Annotated in this window: 7 protein-coding genes; 1 reads left to right on the top strand and 6 read right to left on the bottom strand. The window is 76.2% G+C overall.

Annotated elements, in window-relative coordinates; genetic code table 11:
* Positions 1–18: 18 nt before the first annotated feature.
* Genes AB0E88_RS20015 through AB0E88_RS20000 form a run of 4 tightly spaced genes read right to left on the bottom strand, consistent with a single transcriptional unit; the run spans position 19 to position 7,363 of the window.
* Positions 19–4,350: an SAV_2336 N-terminal domain-related protein gene (locus AB0E88_RS20015; RefSeq protein ID WP_361632075.1), complete on the bottom strand. Its 4,332-nt coding sequence runs from the start codon at positions 4,348–4,350 to the stop codon at positions 19–21.
* Entirely contained in the window at positions 4,340–5,350 is a 1,011-nt protein-coding gene (locus tag AB0E88_RS20010; protein ID WP_361632073.1) for a MoxR family ATPase, read from the bottom strand. The genes AB0E88_RS20015 and AB0E88_RS20010 overlap by 11 nt, the downstream gene beginning before the upstream one ends.
* Positions 5,351–5,372: 22 nt before the next feature.
* The gene (locus AB0E88_RS20005; RefSeq protein WP_361632071.1) at positions 5,373–7,025 is read right to left on the bottom strand and encodes a trypsin-like peptidase domain-containing protein; all 1,653 of its coding nucleotides are present in this window, start codon (positions 7,023–7,025) and stop codon (positions 5,373–5,375) included.
* Positions 7,022–7,363 carry a CU044_2847 family protein gene (locus AB0E88_RS20000; RefSeq protein WP_361632069.1) on the bottom strand — a complete coding sequence of 114 codons (342 nt, stop codon included), beginning with the start codon at positions 7,361–7,363 and terminating at the stop codon, positions 7,022–7,024. Before AB0E88_RS20000 ends, AB0E88_RS20005 begins: the two co-directional genes overlap by 4 nt.
* Positions 7,364–7,565: 202 nt before the next feature.
* Here AB0E88_RS20000 and AB0E88_RS19995 point away from each other — a divergent pair, with 202 nt between their 5' ends.
* A complete protein-coding gene (locus tag AB0E88_RS19995) occupies positions 7,566–11,201 on the top strand; it encodes a S8 family serine peptidase (protein WP_361632067.1) in 3,636 nt (1,211 codons plus the stop codon).
* 280 nt (positions 11,202–11,481) lie between these two features.
* On the opposite strand, the gene AB0E88_RS19990 is transcribed toward AB0E88_RS19995, so the two are convergent.
* Both AB0E88_RS19990 and AB0E88_RS19985 read right to left on the bottom strand, forming a co-directional pair.
* Positions 11,482–12,819: a carboxyl transferase domain-containing protein gene (locus tag AB0E88_RS19990; RefSeq protein WP_361632065.1), complete on the bottom strand. Its 1,338-nt coding sequence runs from the start codon at positions 12,817–12,819 to the stop codon at positions 11,482–11,484.
* A complete protein-coding gene (locus tag AB0E88_RS19985) occupies positions 12,812–14,260 on the bottom strand; it encodes an acyl-CoA synthetase (RefSeq protein WP_361632063.1) in 1,449 nt (482 codons plus the stop codon). The genes AB0E88_RS19990 and AB0E88_RS19985 overlap by 8 nt, the downstream gene beginning before the upstream one ends.
* Between the last annotated feature and the right edge of the window lie 31 nt (positions 14,261–14,291).

The raw sequence follows: 14,291 nt of genomic DNA, 5'->3' as shown, positions 1-14,291 counted from the left end.
ACCGGAGCAGACGGGGCGTCAGCCGGGCGGCAGGGCGCGCGCCGCCTCCAGCAGCGGATCCAGCGACCGGACGCTGATCTCGCAGCCCGCCTCCCGCAGCTGCCGCTGAAGCGGCGCGGTGCGGGCCAGCCCCACGAAGGGCAGCCCCAGCCGCCGCGCCGCCGCCAGCTCCGCCGGTGAGGACCCGATCAGCACCGCGGCCGACGCGGGCGCACCGTCCAGTGCCCGCAGCAGGCAGTCCGGGTCGGGCATGAGCCGGGTGAGGTCGTCGCCGCGGCCGTGGACGCCGTCCAGCGGCAGCCGGTAGGGCTCCAGGTAGCGGCGTGCGGCCTCCTCGGACACGTCCGTGATCACGCGGACCCGGCGCCCGGAGCCGTGCAGGGCACGGATCAGTGCGGCGCAGTGGTGGGTCGTCGGAGCGTCCGGCACGGCCCGCAGCTCCAGCTCGTCCAGGCGCGCGCGCAGCAGCGGTCCGAGGCGGTCGCGGGCGAAGGTGCGCAGCACGTCCAGCGGGTGCACCGACGCCTCCCGCACCGCCTGCACGGCCAGTGGACGGCCCGTCAGCGCGTCCTCGGGGTCGCGGTGCTCGCCGACCAGCGCGAGCAGGTCGAGCGCGGCCGCGCGGGCCGCCGCCGCGGAGAAGAGGCGGGCGACCGGCCCCTCGAAACCCATGAGCACGGTCCCCGCGTGCGCCAGCACCTCGCTCAGCGGCACGTCCGCCGCCCCCGGGGCCCGCGGCTCCGGCGGCAGCGTCCCGCGCGGGGCCAGCCGTACCCGGCACGTCACCGCGAGCCCCGGCACCGGCCAGCGGACCAGCTCGTTGTCGACCGCCCGCTCGGCACCGGCCGCCCGGCGCACCGGGTGCCGGCCGGTGATCCGCGCGGCCTGCTCCCGCACGTGCGCCGCCAGCAGCGCGGCGACGTCCGCCGGGCGGGCGTGCACGAACGCGACCGGGTCCTCGACCCGCCAGGACAGCTCGGCGACGGCCGTGAAGTCACCCTTGCCGGAGCTGGGCAGGGTCATCTCGTGCCGGGCCTGCCGGGGTGTCAGGTCGACCTCGTAGTACGTCGTGACGCGGTCCTCGGCGGTGTGGTGCGGGCGGGCCGGGTCGAGGAGGGTGAGGGGGCCGTCGGCGTCGAGGTGCACGACGGCCGTGCGGCCGGGGGCCGGTATGGCGAGTGCGCGGGGATCGCGGGCGACGAGGGGCCCGCGGACCAGCTCCCGTTCCTCCTCGTCGGCCGACGGCGACAGGGAGCAGTACCAGGCGAGGGGCGGGTCCTGCGGCGAGGCACCCCACAGCGGCCGGAACCGCGGGGGCCGCGCGGCGGCGGAGCTGGCGGCGAACTCCTCGTACAGGGCGGGCGGGACGACGACATGGCGGCCCTCGGACAGCCGTTCCGCCGGCACGGCCCGCGGGAACGTCACGCACAGCCTGGCCTGGGCGGGCAGGAGGCCGGGGAACATCCGCACCACGGCGACCAGGAGGGGGAGGAGAGGGGCTGCGGGGTCGGTGTGGACGAGGTAGCCGTCCTCCCGGACCAGCACCTCGTACTGGTGCGGGGACAGGGAGCGGGAGAAGACCTCGTGCACGGCCGCTTCGAGGGAGATGCGGTCCTCCGGGCTGCGGCGCAGGCTTGCCGTCCGGATGGAGACGGTGGGCCACGGGGACGCCGCGGCGGCCAGGGATTCCAGGTCGCGGCGCAGGAAGTCCAGCTCCGCGCGGGCGGCCCTGGCGGCGGGTCCGGGCACCCCGTCCAGCGGAGTGCCGCGCCACAGCTTCAGCGCCTCGCGGGCCAGTTCGCCGCGGCGCGCCGGGTCGTCGGCGGACCGGGCACGGCCGGCGAGGCGGGCGGCGAGCAGTGTGTCGACGTCGTCGGTGGAGGGGGCCGGGCGCAGCGACACGGTGCCGTCGACGACGACGATGTCCGCGTGGGGTGTCAGGGCCGCGCGCAGGTCGCGCAGGCGCCGGGTGACGAAGTCGTGGCCCATCGGCTGCGGTGACAGCTCCGAGGCCAGCTCTTCCAGGGTGGCGGTGCCACCTCGCAGCAGCAGCACACCGAGCAGCGTCCGGGGCGACCCCGGGGGGATCTGCAGCACGCGGTCCCCGCGGGTGACCTTGGGCGGGCCCAGCAGCCAGTAGCGCAGCCGGTCCGACGGCCAGGTCAGACGGCGCAGCCGGTCGGCGCCGCTCTCCTGGTGCCCGGGGAGGTCGGAGGTGAGCTCGGAGCGCGCGGTGGCCAGTTCACGGGCGGGCTGCGGGGGCAGCTCCTCCACCGGGCAGAGCGAGGGCAGGAGATGTCCCAGCGTCCGCAGGTCCTCCGCCCGGCTCCCGGTGTCCGCGGGCGGCCCGTCGAGACAGATCAGCACCGGTCCGCTCGCGGTGAGCAGGACCTGCGAGGGACGGAACCGGCCGTGCGGGCGGCCGTGCGCGTGGAGGGCGTCCAGGGCGTCGACCAGGGGCGGGAGCAACGCGACGGCGGCGGCCGCACCGAGGGCCTGCGGGGACCCGGCGAGCCTGTCCGTCAGCGGCTGCCCCTCGACGTACTCCCGGACCAGGTAGGTGAATCCGCCGGCCGTTCCGTGGTCGCGGACGGCCGCGATCCGGGGGTGGCGGACCGCCGCGAGGCGCCGGGCCATGTCCTCGAAGCCGCCGTCGGCCCACATCAGCGGGCTGTGCCGGCGCACCACGACCTTCACGTCGCCGTCCTCGGTGTCCTCCGCGAGCCAGCTCGCGCCCGCCACGCCGAGCCGCCGGAGCAGCCGGTACCGCCCGGCGAACAGCTCCTGGGCGTCCCGGCTCTGTGTCAGCCGGCGCACGCTGTCCTGCCGGACGTGGGCGAACGCCTCCCCGTCCACGCCCTGCGGGCGGCCCGACTCCGCCGGGGTCGCCGCCCGGAACTCGCCCCGTGCCCGGCCCGCCGCCGTGTCGATCAGGCCGCCGATCCGCTCCAGCAGTTCCGTCGTGCTCTCGCGCGCCGAGCGGGGCAGGCTGCGCAGCAGCACCTCCCGTACGCCGGGCCGGAAGGCGTAGGAGCCCGGTGGGCCGAGCACCGTCGTCAGCATGCCGCTGAGGATCACCTCGGCCAGGTGGCGCGGCTGCGGATCGGGCTCCACCGCGGCCTGGACGAGCCGCATCACGGGCAGGTGCGGGCGGCCCACGGCGAGATGCCCGGCCAGCCGGAACGCCTCCGGGGACGCCGTCGCGCGAAAGCGCAGCACCAGATCCTCCGCCGGCAGCCGGGACACGTCCGTGCGGTCACCGGCGTCGGCGGGCAGCGGGCCGCGCAGGGCGGCGCCGGCGGCGGGGACCTCGGTGCGGCCGGGCATGGCGAGCAGCGCGGCCCAGTTCGCCAGCCAGCGCGGCCCCGGCTCCAGCACCGGCAGGACGATCGGGGCGTCCGCCTCGTACGGGTCGGGCGGCTCGTACGGCGTGAAGGCCAGGGCGGCCGCCGGGGCCGCCGGGTGCGGGGCCGACAGCCGGCCCGGGACCGCGGGCAGGGCCGTGTCGCGCCACAGGTGCTCGGGCAGCGGCTGGAGGACCGCCACCGGCATCCGGCGGGCCCAGCGGCGCAGGGTGGCGTGCCAGCGGCTGCCCGCGGGGCCCTCCCGCCACTGCGGGCCCATGCAGTCGCTGACCAGCAGCAGCACCGTACGGCCGTCGGCGGGTGCGGCGGGGCCGTGGACCGTGCCGTCGGGGTCGGCGCGGTAGCCGGTGACCGTGCGGAAGAGGCCCGACCGGGCCAGCGTGGTGTGCAGTTCGCGCACCAGGGGCCGCCACACCGGCATCGTGGGCCCGGCGTCGTGCACCAGGTGCAGGCGCAGCCAGCGTTCGCGGGCCGGGCGCAGCACCGGCAGCCACCACTGCGGGTCCGCGCCCAGCCGGGCGATGCGCTCGGCGGTCGCCCGCTCGTCCAGTTCCCGGCCGCAGGGAGCGTCGACGCGGCGGCCCAGCGGGCGCAGGGCGCGCTGCAGGGCGAGCGGGTGCGGCAGCATCGGCGGCGCGGGCGCCAGCAGCGAGGCGTGCGGTGCGGTCGTGGCGCCCGGGGCCGGTCGCGGGGCGGGCAGGTGCAGCGGGGCGCGCGGCGGGGCGGGGGCGGGCTCTCGCGGGGGCGCGGGCGCCGGGCGCGGCCGGTCGTCCGGTTCCGGGCGGCGCGGTACGGGCGGCGTCCGCGGCTCCCTGGGTACCGGCTGCTCCTCGTCCCGGTGGTCCATCTGCCGGGCCAGCCACAGCACTTCCGCCAGCTCCAGCGCGGTGGGCCGGGGTCCGCCCGCCGCCTCGGCCAGCACGTCGGCGAGGCGTCCCAGCGCCGCCGGCAGGGCCGGCGGCGCGGGGGAGGGGTCAGAAGACATCGGCCTGCGCGCCCTGGCCCAGATACGGCATCAGCCGCTCCGCCAGCTCGTCCAGGGACGTGGCGTCCAGGTCGGCGGAGCGGGCGAGGTAGATCGCGTTCAGCAGCTGGTCGGTGGCCAGGTCCCCGGCGCCCGCCCGGGACAGGAACCGGTCGATCAGCCCCCGCGCCCGCTCGTCCGGCTCGCCCAGGTGCGCCCGTACGATCTCGGCGAGATGCCCGTCGCCGGGCTGCCGCAGCCGCAGGGTCACACAGCGGCGCAGGAAGGCGGGCGGGAACTCGCGCTCGCCGTTGCTGGTCAGCACCACGAACGGGAAGGCCCGGCAGCGCACCCGGCCCCGCTCCACCGGCACCCGCTCGTCGGTGCCGTCGATCATCACCTGGGCGCGGCCCTCGGGCGCGTGCCGGGCGGAGCGCACCAGCTCGGGGATCTCGTACTGGCCCTCCTCCAGCACGTTCAGCAGGTCGTTGGGCAGGTCCAGGTCGCTCTTGTCGATCTCGTCGATGAGCAGCGCGCGGGGGCGGGCGTACGGCAGCAGGGCGGTGCCGAGCGGGCCGAGGCGCAGATGGTGCTCGATCCCGGCGTCCGCCGCGTGCGGCCCCTGCCGGGCCGCGTACAGCCGCGACAGCGGGTCGTACTGGTACAGGCCGTCGTGCAGGGTGGAGCGGCTGGTGATGTTCCAGCGCAGCACCGGACCCAGCCGCAGCTCCCGCGCCACCGCGTACGCCAGCGACGACTTGCCGGTCCCGGGCGGCCCGGTGACCAGCAGCGGGCGGCGCAGATACAGGGCCGCGTTGACCAGCTGGACGGTCTCCTCGGTGGCCTGGTAGGTGGCGGCGCGGTGGGCGCGGTCGGGGGAGACGGCGGCGGCGTCGGCGCGCTCGTCGGGCACCTCGAGCACCGGGCCGCCGTCGAAGGCCCGCCAGGGCGGGGGCGGCGGCAGCCGGTCCACGCCGTCGTGCGGGGTGCCGGTGCCGGTGTAGACGGGCCACAGAGGCATGGGTTTCCTTGGCTCCAGGGGGTTATCGGGCGACCGGGGTGTGCAGGCTCGCGGCGGGCTCCGGGAAGCAGCGCGGGTCGTCCCACAGCAGCTGCAGCTCGCGCGCCCAGTGCCCGTCCGGGTCCTCGGCGTCCGCCGCCAGCCGCAACTTCTGCACGTGACGCGGCAGTTCGACGGGTGGTACGCCGGTGAGGGAGGCCGTCAGCTCGTCGAGGAACACGGTGCCCGCGCACGGGCCGTCGTGCCCGGTGCCGGGGCATCCGGTGCGCCGCCACAGCAGGACCGGCACCGGGACGGTGAGCGAGACCGCGAAGTGCTCGGCCGCCGAGGCGGGCGGCACGGCGAAGCCCGCCAGGTGCGCGTCGGAGTCCCACAGCCGTTTGCGCAGCCCGCCGGGGCGCTCCCGGCTGCCGCACTCCACGCGGTGCACGTCCGCGCCCGGCGAGGCGTCCAGCTTCTGCCACTTCTTGCGCAGCTGGTGCCGCAGCCGGCCGCTGCGGTGCCGCGCCCGGTCGGTCACCACCAGCGGATAGGCGCAGCCCAGCGGCGTACTGTCGTCCGCGCTGCACTCCCACTGCGCGACCGGCTCGTTCAGCCACTCGCGCGGCAGCACGAACGTCACCAGCTCCTCGGCGTCCGGCGCTAGCTGGTCGGCGGCCTCGTCCAGGCGCTGCTGGACGTAGGCGCGCACCGCGTTCCTCGGCAGCCGGCGGGTGCCGACGGGCCGGCGCCGACCGTCGCGGTACGCCGACACCTCGACGGTGACCTGGCCGGGCCCCTCGCCGCTGTGGTCGATCTCCACCACGACCGGCGACCAGGCGGCGGGCGGCTGCGCCGCGACGGCCCCGTCGAGGAGTTCCTCCAGCCGGTCGGCCAGCCGGGCCGCGGCCTCCGGCTCGGGCACCTCCCACTGCACGTACGCAGCCGCCGCGGCCAGCGAGGCGAAGCCGCCCGGGGGCAGCGGCGGCCCGAAGGCCCCCACCGCGTCCCCGTACAGCCGGTTGGCGTCGCCCGCCCGGCCCTGCGCCTCGGCCCGGCGCACCAGCGCGTACAGCCGGCGCAGCGTCTCGGGCCGGTGGCCGGTCGGCACCAGCTCGCCGAGGCCCGGCCAGTAGCGGGCCATGACCTCGGTGGGCAGCATCCGGCCCACCCGCACGTCCCGGCCGCCCGCGACCGCCGTGACCATGCCGACGACCGAACCGTCCTCCAGCGTCACGGCGGCCCCGCTGAATCCGGCCGCCAGCGGCTGCCCGTGCCCGGTGAGCGCCTCCAGCTGCACCCACTCGTCGGAGATCCGCGGGCCGGGCAGCGCCCGGTAGGAGGCGAGCATGCCCTCGTCGTAGCCGCGCGGGAAGCCGTAGGCGACGAGTTGCCGGCCGCCGCGTTCGGCGCCGGGCGCCGCGAACCGGGCCGGGGCGAGGGGCACGTCCTCGGACAGCTCCAGCACCGCGAGGTCGCCGGGGTCCGCCGCGCCGCCCTGCCAGCCGCCGTGCACCGCCACGACGGCAGATAACCCGGCGAGGTGACGGGAGTTGGGGAAGGTCACGCCGACCGGGTCCGTGCCGGCCTGCCGGACCACGTGCGCGCAGGTGAGGACGTGGCGCGCGGAGACGAGGAAACCGGCGCCGACCTCGCTGCCGCAGACGACGCGGGCGTGCCAGGCGGTGGTGCTCATGACGAGGTCTGCGCATCCCGCGCCGAGCCGCCGGGCGACCAGCTCAGCTTGACGACCAGATGCGCCTCGGCGGCTCCCTTGGCGATGACGGCACCCGCCTCAGCGCTCATCTTCACGCCGAACTCCAGCTCCACCGCGTCCGGTTTCAGCGTCCCGTCGCGCAGCACCCGCAGCGCCGACTCGGCCGCCGCGCGTACGCCCGCCAGGGAGCCCTCGAAGGTACGCGCGGCCTGCGCGGTCCCGCCGCGCGAGACCAGCCGGGCACCCGCGGCGTCCTCGACGCCCTCCACCACGACCAGTGCGCCGTCCTCGGTCGTGAACTCCACCAACTCGTCCAACGTGCCGCCAACTCCCCCGTGCTGTCGTGACCTTGCCGTGGACATTGTTGCGGACCCTGCCCGTCCGGTGAACCGGGTTCCGCCGCCGGTCACCGCACCCCTGGCGGAAACCCGCCAGGGCGCCTTTCCGCCGCCTCCCGTCAACTCCCCGTCCCCACAAGCCCCGTGACACTCGTCGGACACACGACGAAATGAGGCGTGGATGAGCAGAGGACCAGTCAGACGCGGGGCGAGTCTCCTGTCGGCCGGGCTCGTGATCGCCCTGCTGCCGACGGGCGCGGGCGCGGCGCCCGGCCCCGGTACGGCCACCACCGCACCCACCGCGAGCGCCGCACGGACCGCGGACGCCGCCCGTACCGTCACCCTCGTCACCGGAGACCGGGTGACCGTCACCGACCTCGGCGGCGGCAAGCGGACCGTCACCGTCCAGCGGCCCCGGGGCGCGAGCGGTGCCGTGCGCACGCAGAGCGCGAACGGCGAGATCAGCGTCGTACCGGACGAGGCGCTGCCGTATCTGCGGGCGGGCACCCTCGACCGGCGGCTGTTCGACGTCAGCGCCCTGATCCGGCAGCACCTCACCGACGACGAGGCCGGCGCGCTGCCGCTGATCGTCACCCACGGCAAGGGGGTGCGCGCGGCCCTGCCCCGGGGGGCCGAGCGGGTGCGGGCGCTGCCCAGCGTGCGCGGGGACGCCGTGCGGGCGCCCAAGGGCCGCGCGTTCTGGCAGGCGGTCACCGGACAGGGCGGCGTGGAGAAGGTGTGGCTCGACGCGCGGGTCACGGCCGACATGGCCGAAAGCAACACCCAGATCGGCACACCGCGGGCCTGGGAGGCCGGGCTGACCGGCAAGGGCGTCACCGTCGCCGTCCTCGACACCGGCGTCGACGTCACCCACCCCGACCTCGCGGGCCGGGTCACCGCGGCGAAGAGCTTCATCGAGGGCCAGGAGGTCGCCGACCGCAACGGTCACGGCACCCACGTCACCTCCACCGTCGGCGGCAGCGGCGCCGCCTCCGACGGCCGGGAGAAGGGCGTCGCACCCGATGCCACGCTCGCGGTCGGCAAGGTGCTCAGCGACCAGGGCTCGGGCAGCGAGTCGCAGATCATCGCCGGCATGGAGTGGGCCGCGAAGGACGTCCGCGCCAGGATCGTCTCGATGAGTCTGGGCTCCAGCGAGCCGAGCGAGGGCACCGATCCCATGGCGCAGGCCGTGAACACCCTCACCCGTGAGACCGGCGCCCTGTTCGTGATCGCCGCGGGCAACACGGGCGCGCCCTCGTCCATCGGCTCGCCCGGCGCCGCCGACGCCGCGCTCACCGTCGGTGCCGTCGACTCCGCCGACCGGGCCGCCTACTTCACCAGCGCCGGGCCCCGCCACGGCGACAACGCCCTCAAGCCCGACGTCTCCGCGCCGGGCGTGGACATCCTCGCCGCCCGCTCCGGGCTCACCGGGGGCAGCGGGCCGTACACCTCGATGAGCGGGACGTCGATGGCGACCCCGCATGTCGCCGGTGTCGCCGCGCTGCTCGCGCAGCGCCACCCTGACTGGACCGGTGCGCGGCTCAAGGACGCGCTGATGTCCACCTCGAAGCAACTGGACGCCTCCGCCTACCAGCTGGGCAGCGGCCGGGTCAGCGTGCCCGACGCGATCGGCGCGACCGTCACCGCCACCGGCAGCGCCGACCTCGGCTTCTACCGCTGGCCGTACGACGCGAACCAGCCGGTGACCCGCACCCTCACCTACAGCAACTCCGGTGAGGCACCGGTCGCGTTGAAGCTCTCCGTCACCGGTGCGCCGGACGGCGTCGCCACCCTCGCCGACACCGCCCTGACCGTCCCCGCGCACGGCACCGCCTCCACCACGCTCACCGGCGACGGCGCCAAGGCACCCGTCGGCGACACCAGCGGACAGGTCGTCGCCGTGGACGCGGCCGGCACACCCGTCGCGCACACCGCGTTCGGGCTGGTCAAGGAGGAGGAGCGGTACACGCTCACCGTGCACGTCAAGGACCGCGCCGGGGCGCCCGCGGCCGCGGACCTCGCCGTGCAGCAGCTCGCGGCCGGCGTGGACGCCTTCCCCGCGCAGGTCGGCGACTCCGGCACCCTGACGCTGCGCCTGAAGCCGGGGACGTACAGCCTGACCTCCTTCCTCGACGTGCGCGGCAGCCATGGCGCCGACTCCCTCGGCCTCGGCTTCCTCGCCGCCCCCGAGGTCACCCTGGACCGCGACCGCGAGATCACCCTGGACGGGCGCACGCTGCGGGAGGTGCGGGCCGAGACCGGGCGGCCGACCGAGACCCGTCAGCTGCTCATGGAGTACGACCGTGCCGCGGGCGGCTCCGATCTGTTCGGCGCGGTCCAGGTGCCGGTGAGGTACGACAGCGTGTTCGCGGCGCCGACCCGGAAGGTCACGCAGGGCACCTTCGAGTACCGGACCGTGTGGCGGCTCGGCAAGCCGCTCATGGAGGTGCGCGGGGTCGGCGAGGCCGTCGCGCAGCCCGGCGGGGCCCTCACCGACGGGCGGCTGCGGCTGCCGCTGGCCGACGTCGGCACCGGCCCCCTGACCGGCGTCGCGGGCAAGGCGGTCCTCGTGCGGCTCACCGACGGCACCGACCCGGTGGCCCTCGCGCAGGCCGCGCAGGACGCGGGCGTGAAGGCCCTGTTCGTCACGGACGACGCGCCCGGCCGCCTGAACGCCTGGTGGGGCCCGGACGACGGCGGCGACCGGCCGTTCCCGATCGCCACGCTGAACACGGCCGACGCCCGGCGGCTGGGTCAGGCGGCACGCGTGGACCTCACGATCACGCGCGACACGCCCTATGTGTACGACCTGTCCGAGGGGCACCCGGGCGCGATCCCGGACCGCGACCTCACCTACGCGCCCGGCGCCCGCCAACTCGCCTCGGTCGGGGTGAAGTTCCACGCGGCGAAGCCGGTCTCCGGCGGCGAGTTCCGGTACTCGATCACCGGCACCTTCCCCATCGGCATCGGCTTCCAGGAGCGCGCCGACTTCCCGGCCGAGCGCACCGACTACGTCTCCACCGGCCCCGGCCAGCTGTGGCACGAGTCCGTGACGGCCGCCGACGGGGCGCTGGAGGAGCGCAGCGGGCTCGTCGCCTACCGGGGCGGCACCCGGCCCGGGCTGAACTGGTTCCGGCCCGTGTGGCACCCCTGGCTCGGCACCGGGCTCGGCTGGGGGCAGCAGCGCAGCGGCAACCAGCTGCAGTTCAACACGCCCGGCTGGGGCGACTCGGGGCCCGACCACACCGGTTTCGGCGACGTGTGGAGCGAGGACAGCGGCATGAGCCAGACCACGTCCGTCTACCTCGACGGGACGCTGGTCGACACCGGCCGCAGCTCCGCCGCGTACGTGTGGGACGCCCCCGCCGACGCGCACGAGTACACCGTCGTCACCGAGACGGCCCTCGACGCCGCCCGCTGGGGCAGGGCCACGCGGGGCCGCTCCGAGTGGACCTTCCGCTCGGCCGCGACCCCCGAGGACCGGCAGACCTTCCTGCCGCTGATCAACCTCGCCTACGACATCGACACCGACCTCGCCGGCGACGTCCGGGGCGGCAGCCGCGTCCCGGTGGGCCTGAGCGCCTCCCACGTCGAGGGCGCGCCCGGCACCGGCACGCTCGGCGGGGGCCGGCTCGAGGTGTCGTACGACGGCGGGAAGACCTGGAGTCCGGTGCGCCTCGGCGGTTCCGGCGCGTCGTGGCGCGGCACGCTCAGCGTTCCGCGCGGCGCCGGTTCGGTGTCGCTTCGGGCCTTCGCCCGTGACGACCACGGCGGCTCGGTGCGCCAGGAGATCCTGGGCGCGGTGGGTGTGAGGTAGCCCGCTTCCGGATACACGAAACGGCGGCGCCGCCTCCCTGGGACGGGGAGACGGCGCCGCTGTCGCTGCTGCGGGCCTTCGCCCTCAGACCAGCCAGCCGATGAAGTGGAAGAGGCCGGCCAGGACGTCGGTGAGCAGGTTCATGATCGTGGTTCTCCTTGCGGTGGTGCTGTGATGTGGGACCTGTGCGTCGACCACGGTCTGCAGCCCGTCGCTCGCACACCGTTAGTATCCGGGGTCTCACCCGCCGCAGTCGCCCTCACGGGTGACGATCACCTGTTCAAGGGAACAACTGATCGCCTGTTCGGATCACGCCCAGCTCCGCCAAGTCCTGCGGCCGGATACGGAGTTGGGCCGCCGTCGCCTCGACCTCCTCCTGGGGGCGCTTGAGGATGGCCGCCGCGAGGTTGGGCGCGATGACGGAGAAGTAACTGTCCGGAGTGGCCCATGTGGTGCCGGGGGCCGCGAGCGCCAGCGCGCCGCCCGAGCCGCCCTCACCGATCACCAGCGTCGTCACCGGCGTCCGAGCCGACGCGACCGCCGCGAACACCTCCGCGATGGCCGGGCCCGCGCCCTGCCGCTCGGCCTCGGCGTCGTTGGCCGCGCCCGGCGTGTCCACCAGCGTCAGCACGGGAACGCGGAGCCGGTCCGCGAGCCGGATCAGCCGGGCCGCGGTGCGGTAGCCGGCCGGCCGGGTCGCCGTGCCGGTCTGCGCGGCGTAGGCCACCGTCCGCCCTTGGTGCTCACCGAACCCGCAGAGCATGCCGTCCGGGTCCCGGCCCCCGCAGCGGTCGCCGGAGATCGCGACGCGCTGCGTGAAATAGGCGTCCAGGTACTGCCGTGCGCGCGGGCGCCGGGGGTCCCGGGCCCGCTGGACGGCGTCCCAGCCGGAGACCGGAAGCTCCCGCGCCCCGAGCGCCTGCGGCACCGGTGCGGGCGCCTCGGACGGGCGGGTCAGCAGCCGTAGCCACCGCCCCAGCACCGCCCGCAGCTCACCCGGCTCCACCACCGCGTCCGCCGACCCCGCCGCCACCTGCGCCTCGGCCGTGTACGCGGCCGGGTCGGAGTCCGGCGGCCGTACCCGTGAGCCCGCGAAGCCGACCTGGGCGCCGGGCAGCGCGAGCACCACGTCGGCGCCCGCGCCGAGCGTTGCCCAGCCGCCCCCCGTCGTCGGGTCCCGCAGGACCGCGATCTGCGTCAGTCCCGCCTCGCGGGTCAGTGCCGACTGCCGGGCCACCCGCTGGAGCTGGGTGAGCGCGAGCATGCCCTCCTGCATCCGGCTGCCGCCGGTGGCGACCAGCGGCACGACCGGCAGCCGGTGGGCGCGGGCATGGCTGTACGCCTGCTCCAGCCGGTCGCCGGTGCGTTCGCCGAGCGAGCCGCCGAGGAATCCGAACTCGAAGGAGATCAGCACCGCCCGGGTGCCCTCGACGGTGCCGGTGCCGCAGACGACGGACTCCTCCTCGCCGGTGCGTCCGGCGGCGCGGGCGCGGGCGTCGTCGTAGCCCTGCCAGCCGAGCGGGCCGTCGGGCCGCGACCGCCGCCCGGGGGCGGGCAGTTCGGTGAAGTCGTCGGTGACCAGGGCGAGGGCCGCCCGGGCGGACCCGCGCTCAGCCATGGGACAGCGCCCGCTTCATGACCTTGCCCATGTCGTTGCGGGGGAGGGCGTCGACATGGCGGACCACGCGGGGTCGCTTGTGCGGGGCGAGCCGGTCCGCGACATGGCCGGCCAGCTCCTCGGCGGACGGCGGCGCCGTGGGGTCCGCCGGGACGATCCACGCCACCACCCGCTCGCCCAGGTCCGGGTCCGGCTCCCCGGTGACCGCCGCCTCCCGCACCCCCGGGTGCTCCAGCAGCGCGTTCTCGATCTCCCCGGCTCCGATCTTGTACCCGCCGCTCTTGATGAGGTCGGTGGCCTTGCGCCCGACGATCCGCACATACCCGTCCGCCTCGCGCACCGCCATGTCCCCGGTGCGGAACCAGCCGTCGTCGGTGAACGCGGCGGCGGTGGCGTCCGGCCGGTTCAGGTACGCGGTGAACAGGTTCGGACCGCGCACCTGGATCTCGCCGATGGTCTCCCCGTCGCACGCCGGCACCGGGGAGCCGTCCTCCTGCACGAGCCGCAGCTCCACGCCCGGCAGCGGCACCCCGACCGTCCCGGCCCGCGGCTCCCCGTCGGCGCGCACGCTGGTGTTCATCAGCGTCTCGGTCATGCCGTACCGCTCGACGACCCGCCGCCCGGTCGCCGCCGCGATCCGCTCGTGGTCGTGCACCGGCAGCGCCGCCGACCCCGACACCAGCAGCCGGGCCCCGGCCAGCGCCTTCGCCAGCTCCGGGTCGGCGGGCAGGGCCTCGGCGATGCGGTGGTACATGGTCGGCACGCCGAAGAGCATGGTGGCGCCCGCGCCCAGCTCCCTCGCCACGCCCTCGGTGCTGAACCTGCCGAGGTGGCGCACCGAGCCGCCGCGCCGCAGCGGGCCGAGGACGCCCAGCACCAGCCCGTGCACATGGAACAGCGGCAGCCCGTGCACCAGCACGTCCGCGCCGGTCCACTGCCAGGCGTCGGCGAGCGCGTCCAGGGTCGCGGCGATCGCCCGGCGCGGGATGACGGCGCCCTTGGGCGGGCCGGTGGTGCCGGAGGTGTAGACGACGAGTGCCGGGTCCGTCTCGTCGGCCGCCCGGTCGTCGGGGACGGGCCCGGCGGCGCGTACGTCGACGTCGACGCGCTCGTATGCGTCCAGGGCCGCGGGGAGGTCGTCGCCGGGGGCGGCCAGGACGAGGGCGGGGGCGCTGTCGGTGAGGATGTGCCGCAGTTCCTTCTCGCCCGACTTGGGGTTGAGGGGGACGGCGGCCGTGCCGGCGAGGAGTGCGCCGACGACACCTACGGCGGTCTCCGGCGCGGGGGTCGCCCACACGGCGACCCGGGCGTGGCCCCGCACCCTCTCGCCCACGGCTCCGGCGGCGGCGGCGAGTTCCGCGTAGGTCAGCCGACGGTCGGGGAAGTGGAGGGCTTCCTGCGTGTCCGGGGTTCCGGTGAGCGTGGGGAAGAGGGAGGGCACGTGGTCTCCTTTGGTGGGCGCCGGTCCTTTC

Origin of the sequence: Streptomyces sp. NPDC028635 (genome assembly GCF_040637635.1) — a bacterium.
Taxonomy (GTDB): Bacteria; Actinomycetota; Actinomycetes; order Streptomycetales; family Streptomycetaceae; genus Streptomyces.
This window is presented reverse-complemented; position numbering and strand designations above follow the sequence as displayed.

What these genes read in the sequence shown, in the direction of transcription:
- AB0E88_RS20005 (WP_361632071.1), bottom strand. Translation starts at nt 7,025, where the DNA reads ATGAGCACCACCGCCTGGCACGCCCGCGTCGTCTGCGGCAGCGAGGTC.
- AB0E88_RS19990 (WP_361632065.1), bottom strand. Translation starts at nt 12,819, where the DNA reads ATGGCTGAGCGCGGGTCCGCCCGGGCGGCCCTCGCCCTGGTCACCGAC.
- AB0E88_RS20010 (WP_361632073.1), bottom strand. Translation starts at nt 5,350, where the DNA reads ATGCCTCTGTGGCCCGTCTACACCGGCACCGGCACCCCGCACGACGGC.
- AB0E88_RS20015 (WP_361632075.1), bottom strand. Translation starts at nt 4,350, where the DNA reads ATGTCTTCTGACCCCTCCCCCGCGCCGCCGGCCCTGCCGGCGGCGCTG.
- AB0E88_RS19995 (WP_361632067.1), top strand. Translation starts at nt 7,566, where the DNA reads ATGAGCAGAGGACCAGTCAGACGCGGGGCGAGTCTCCTGTCGGCCGGG.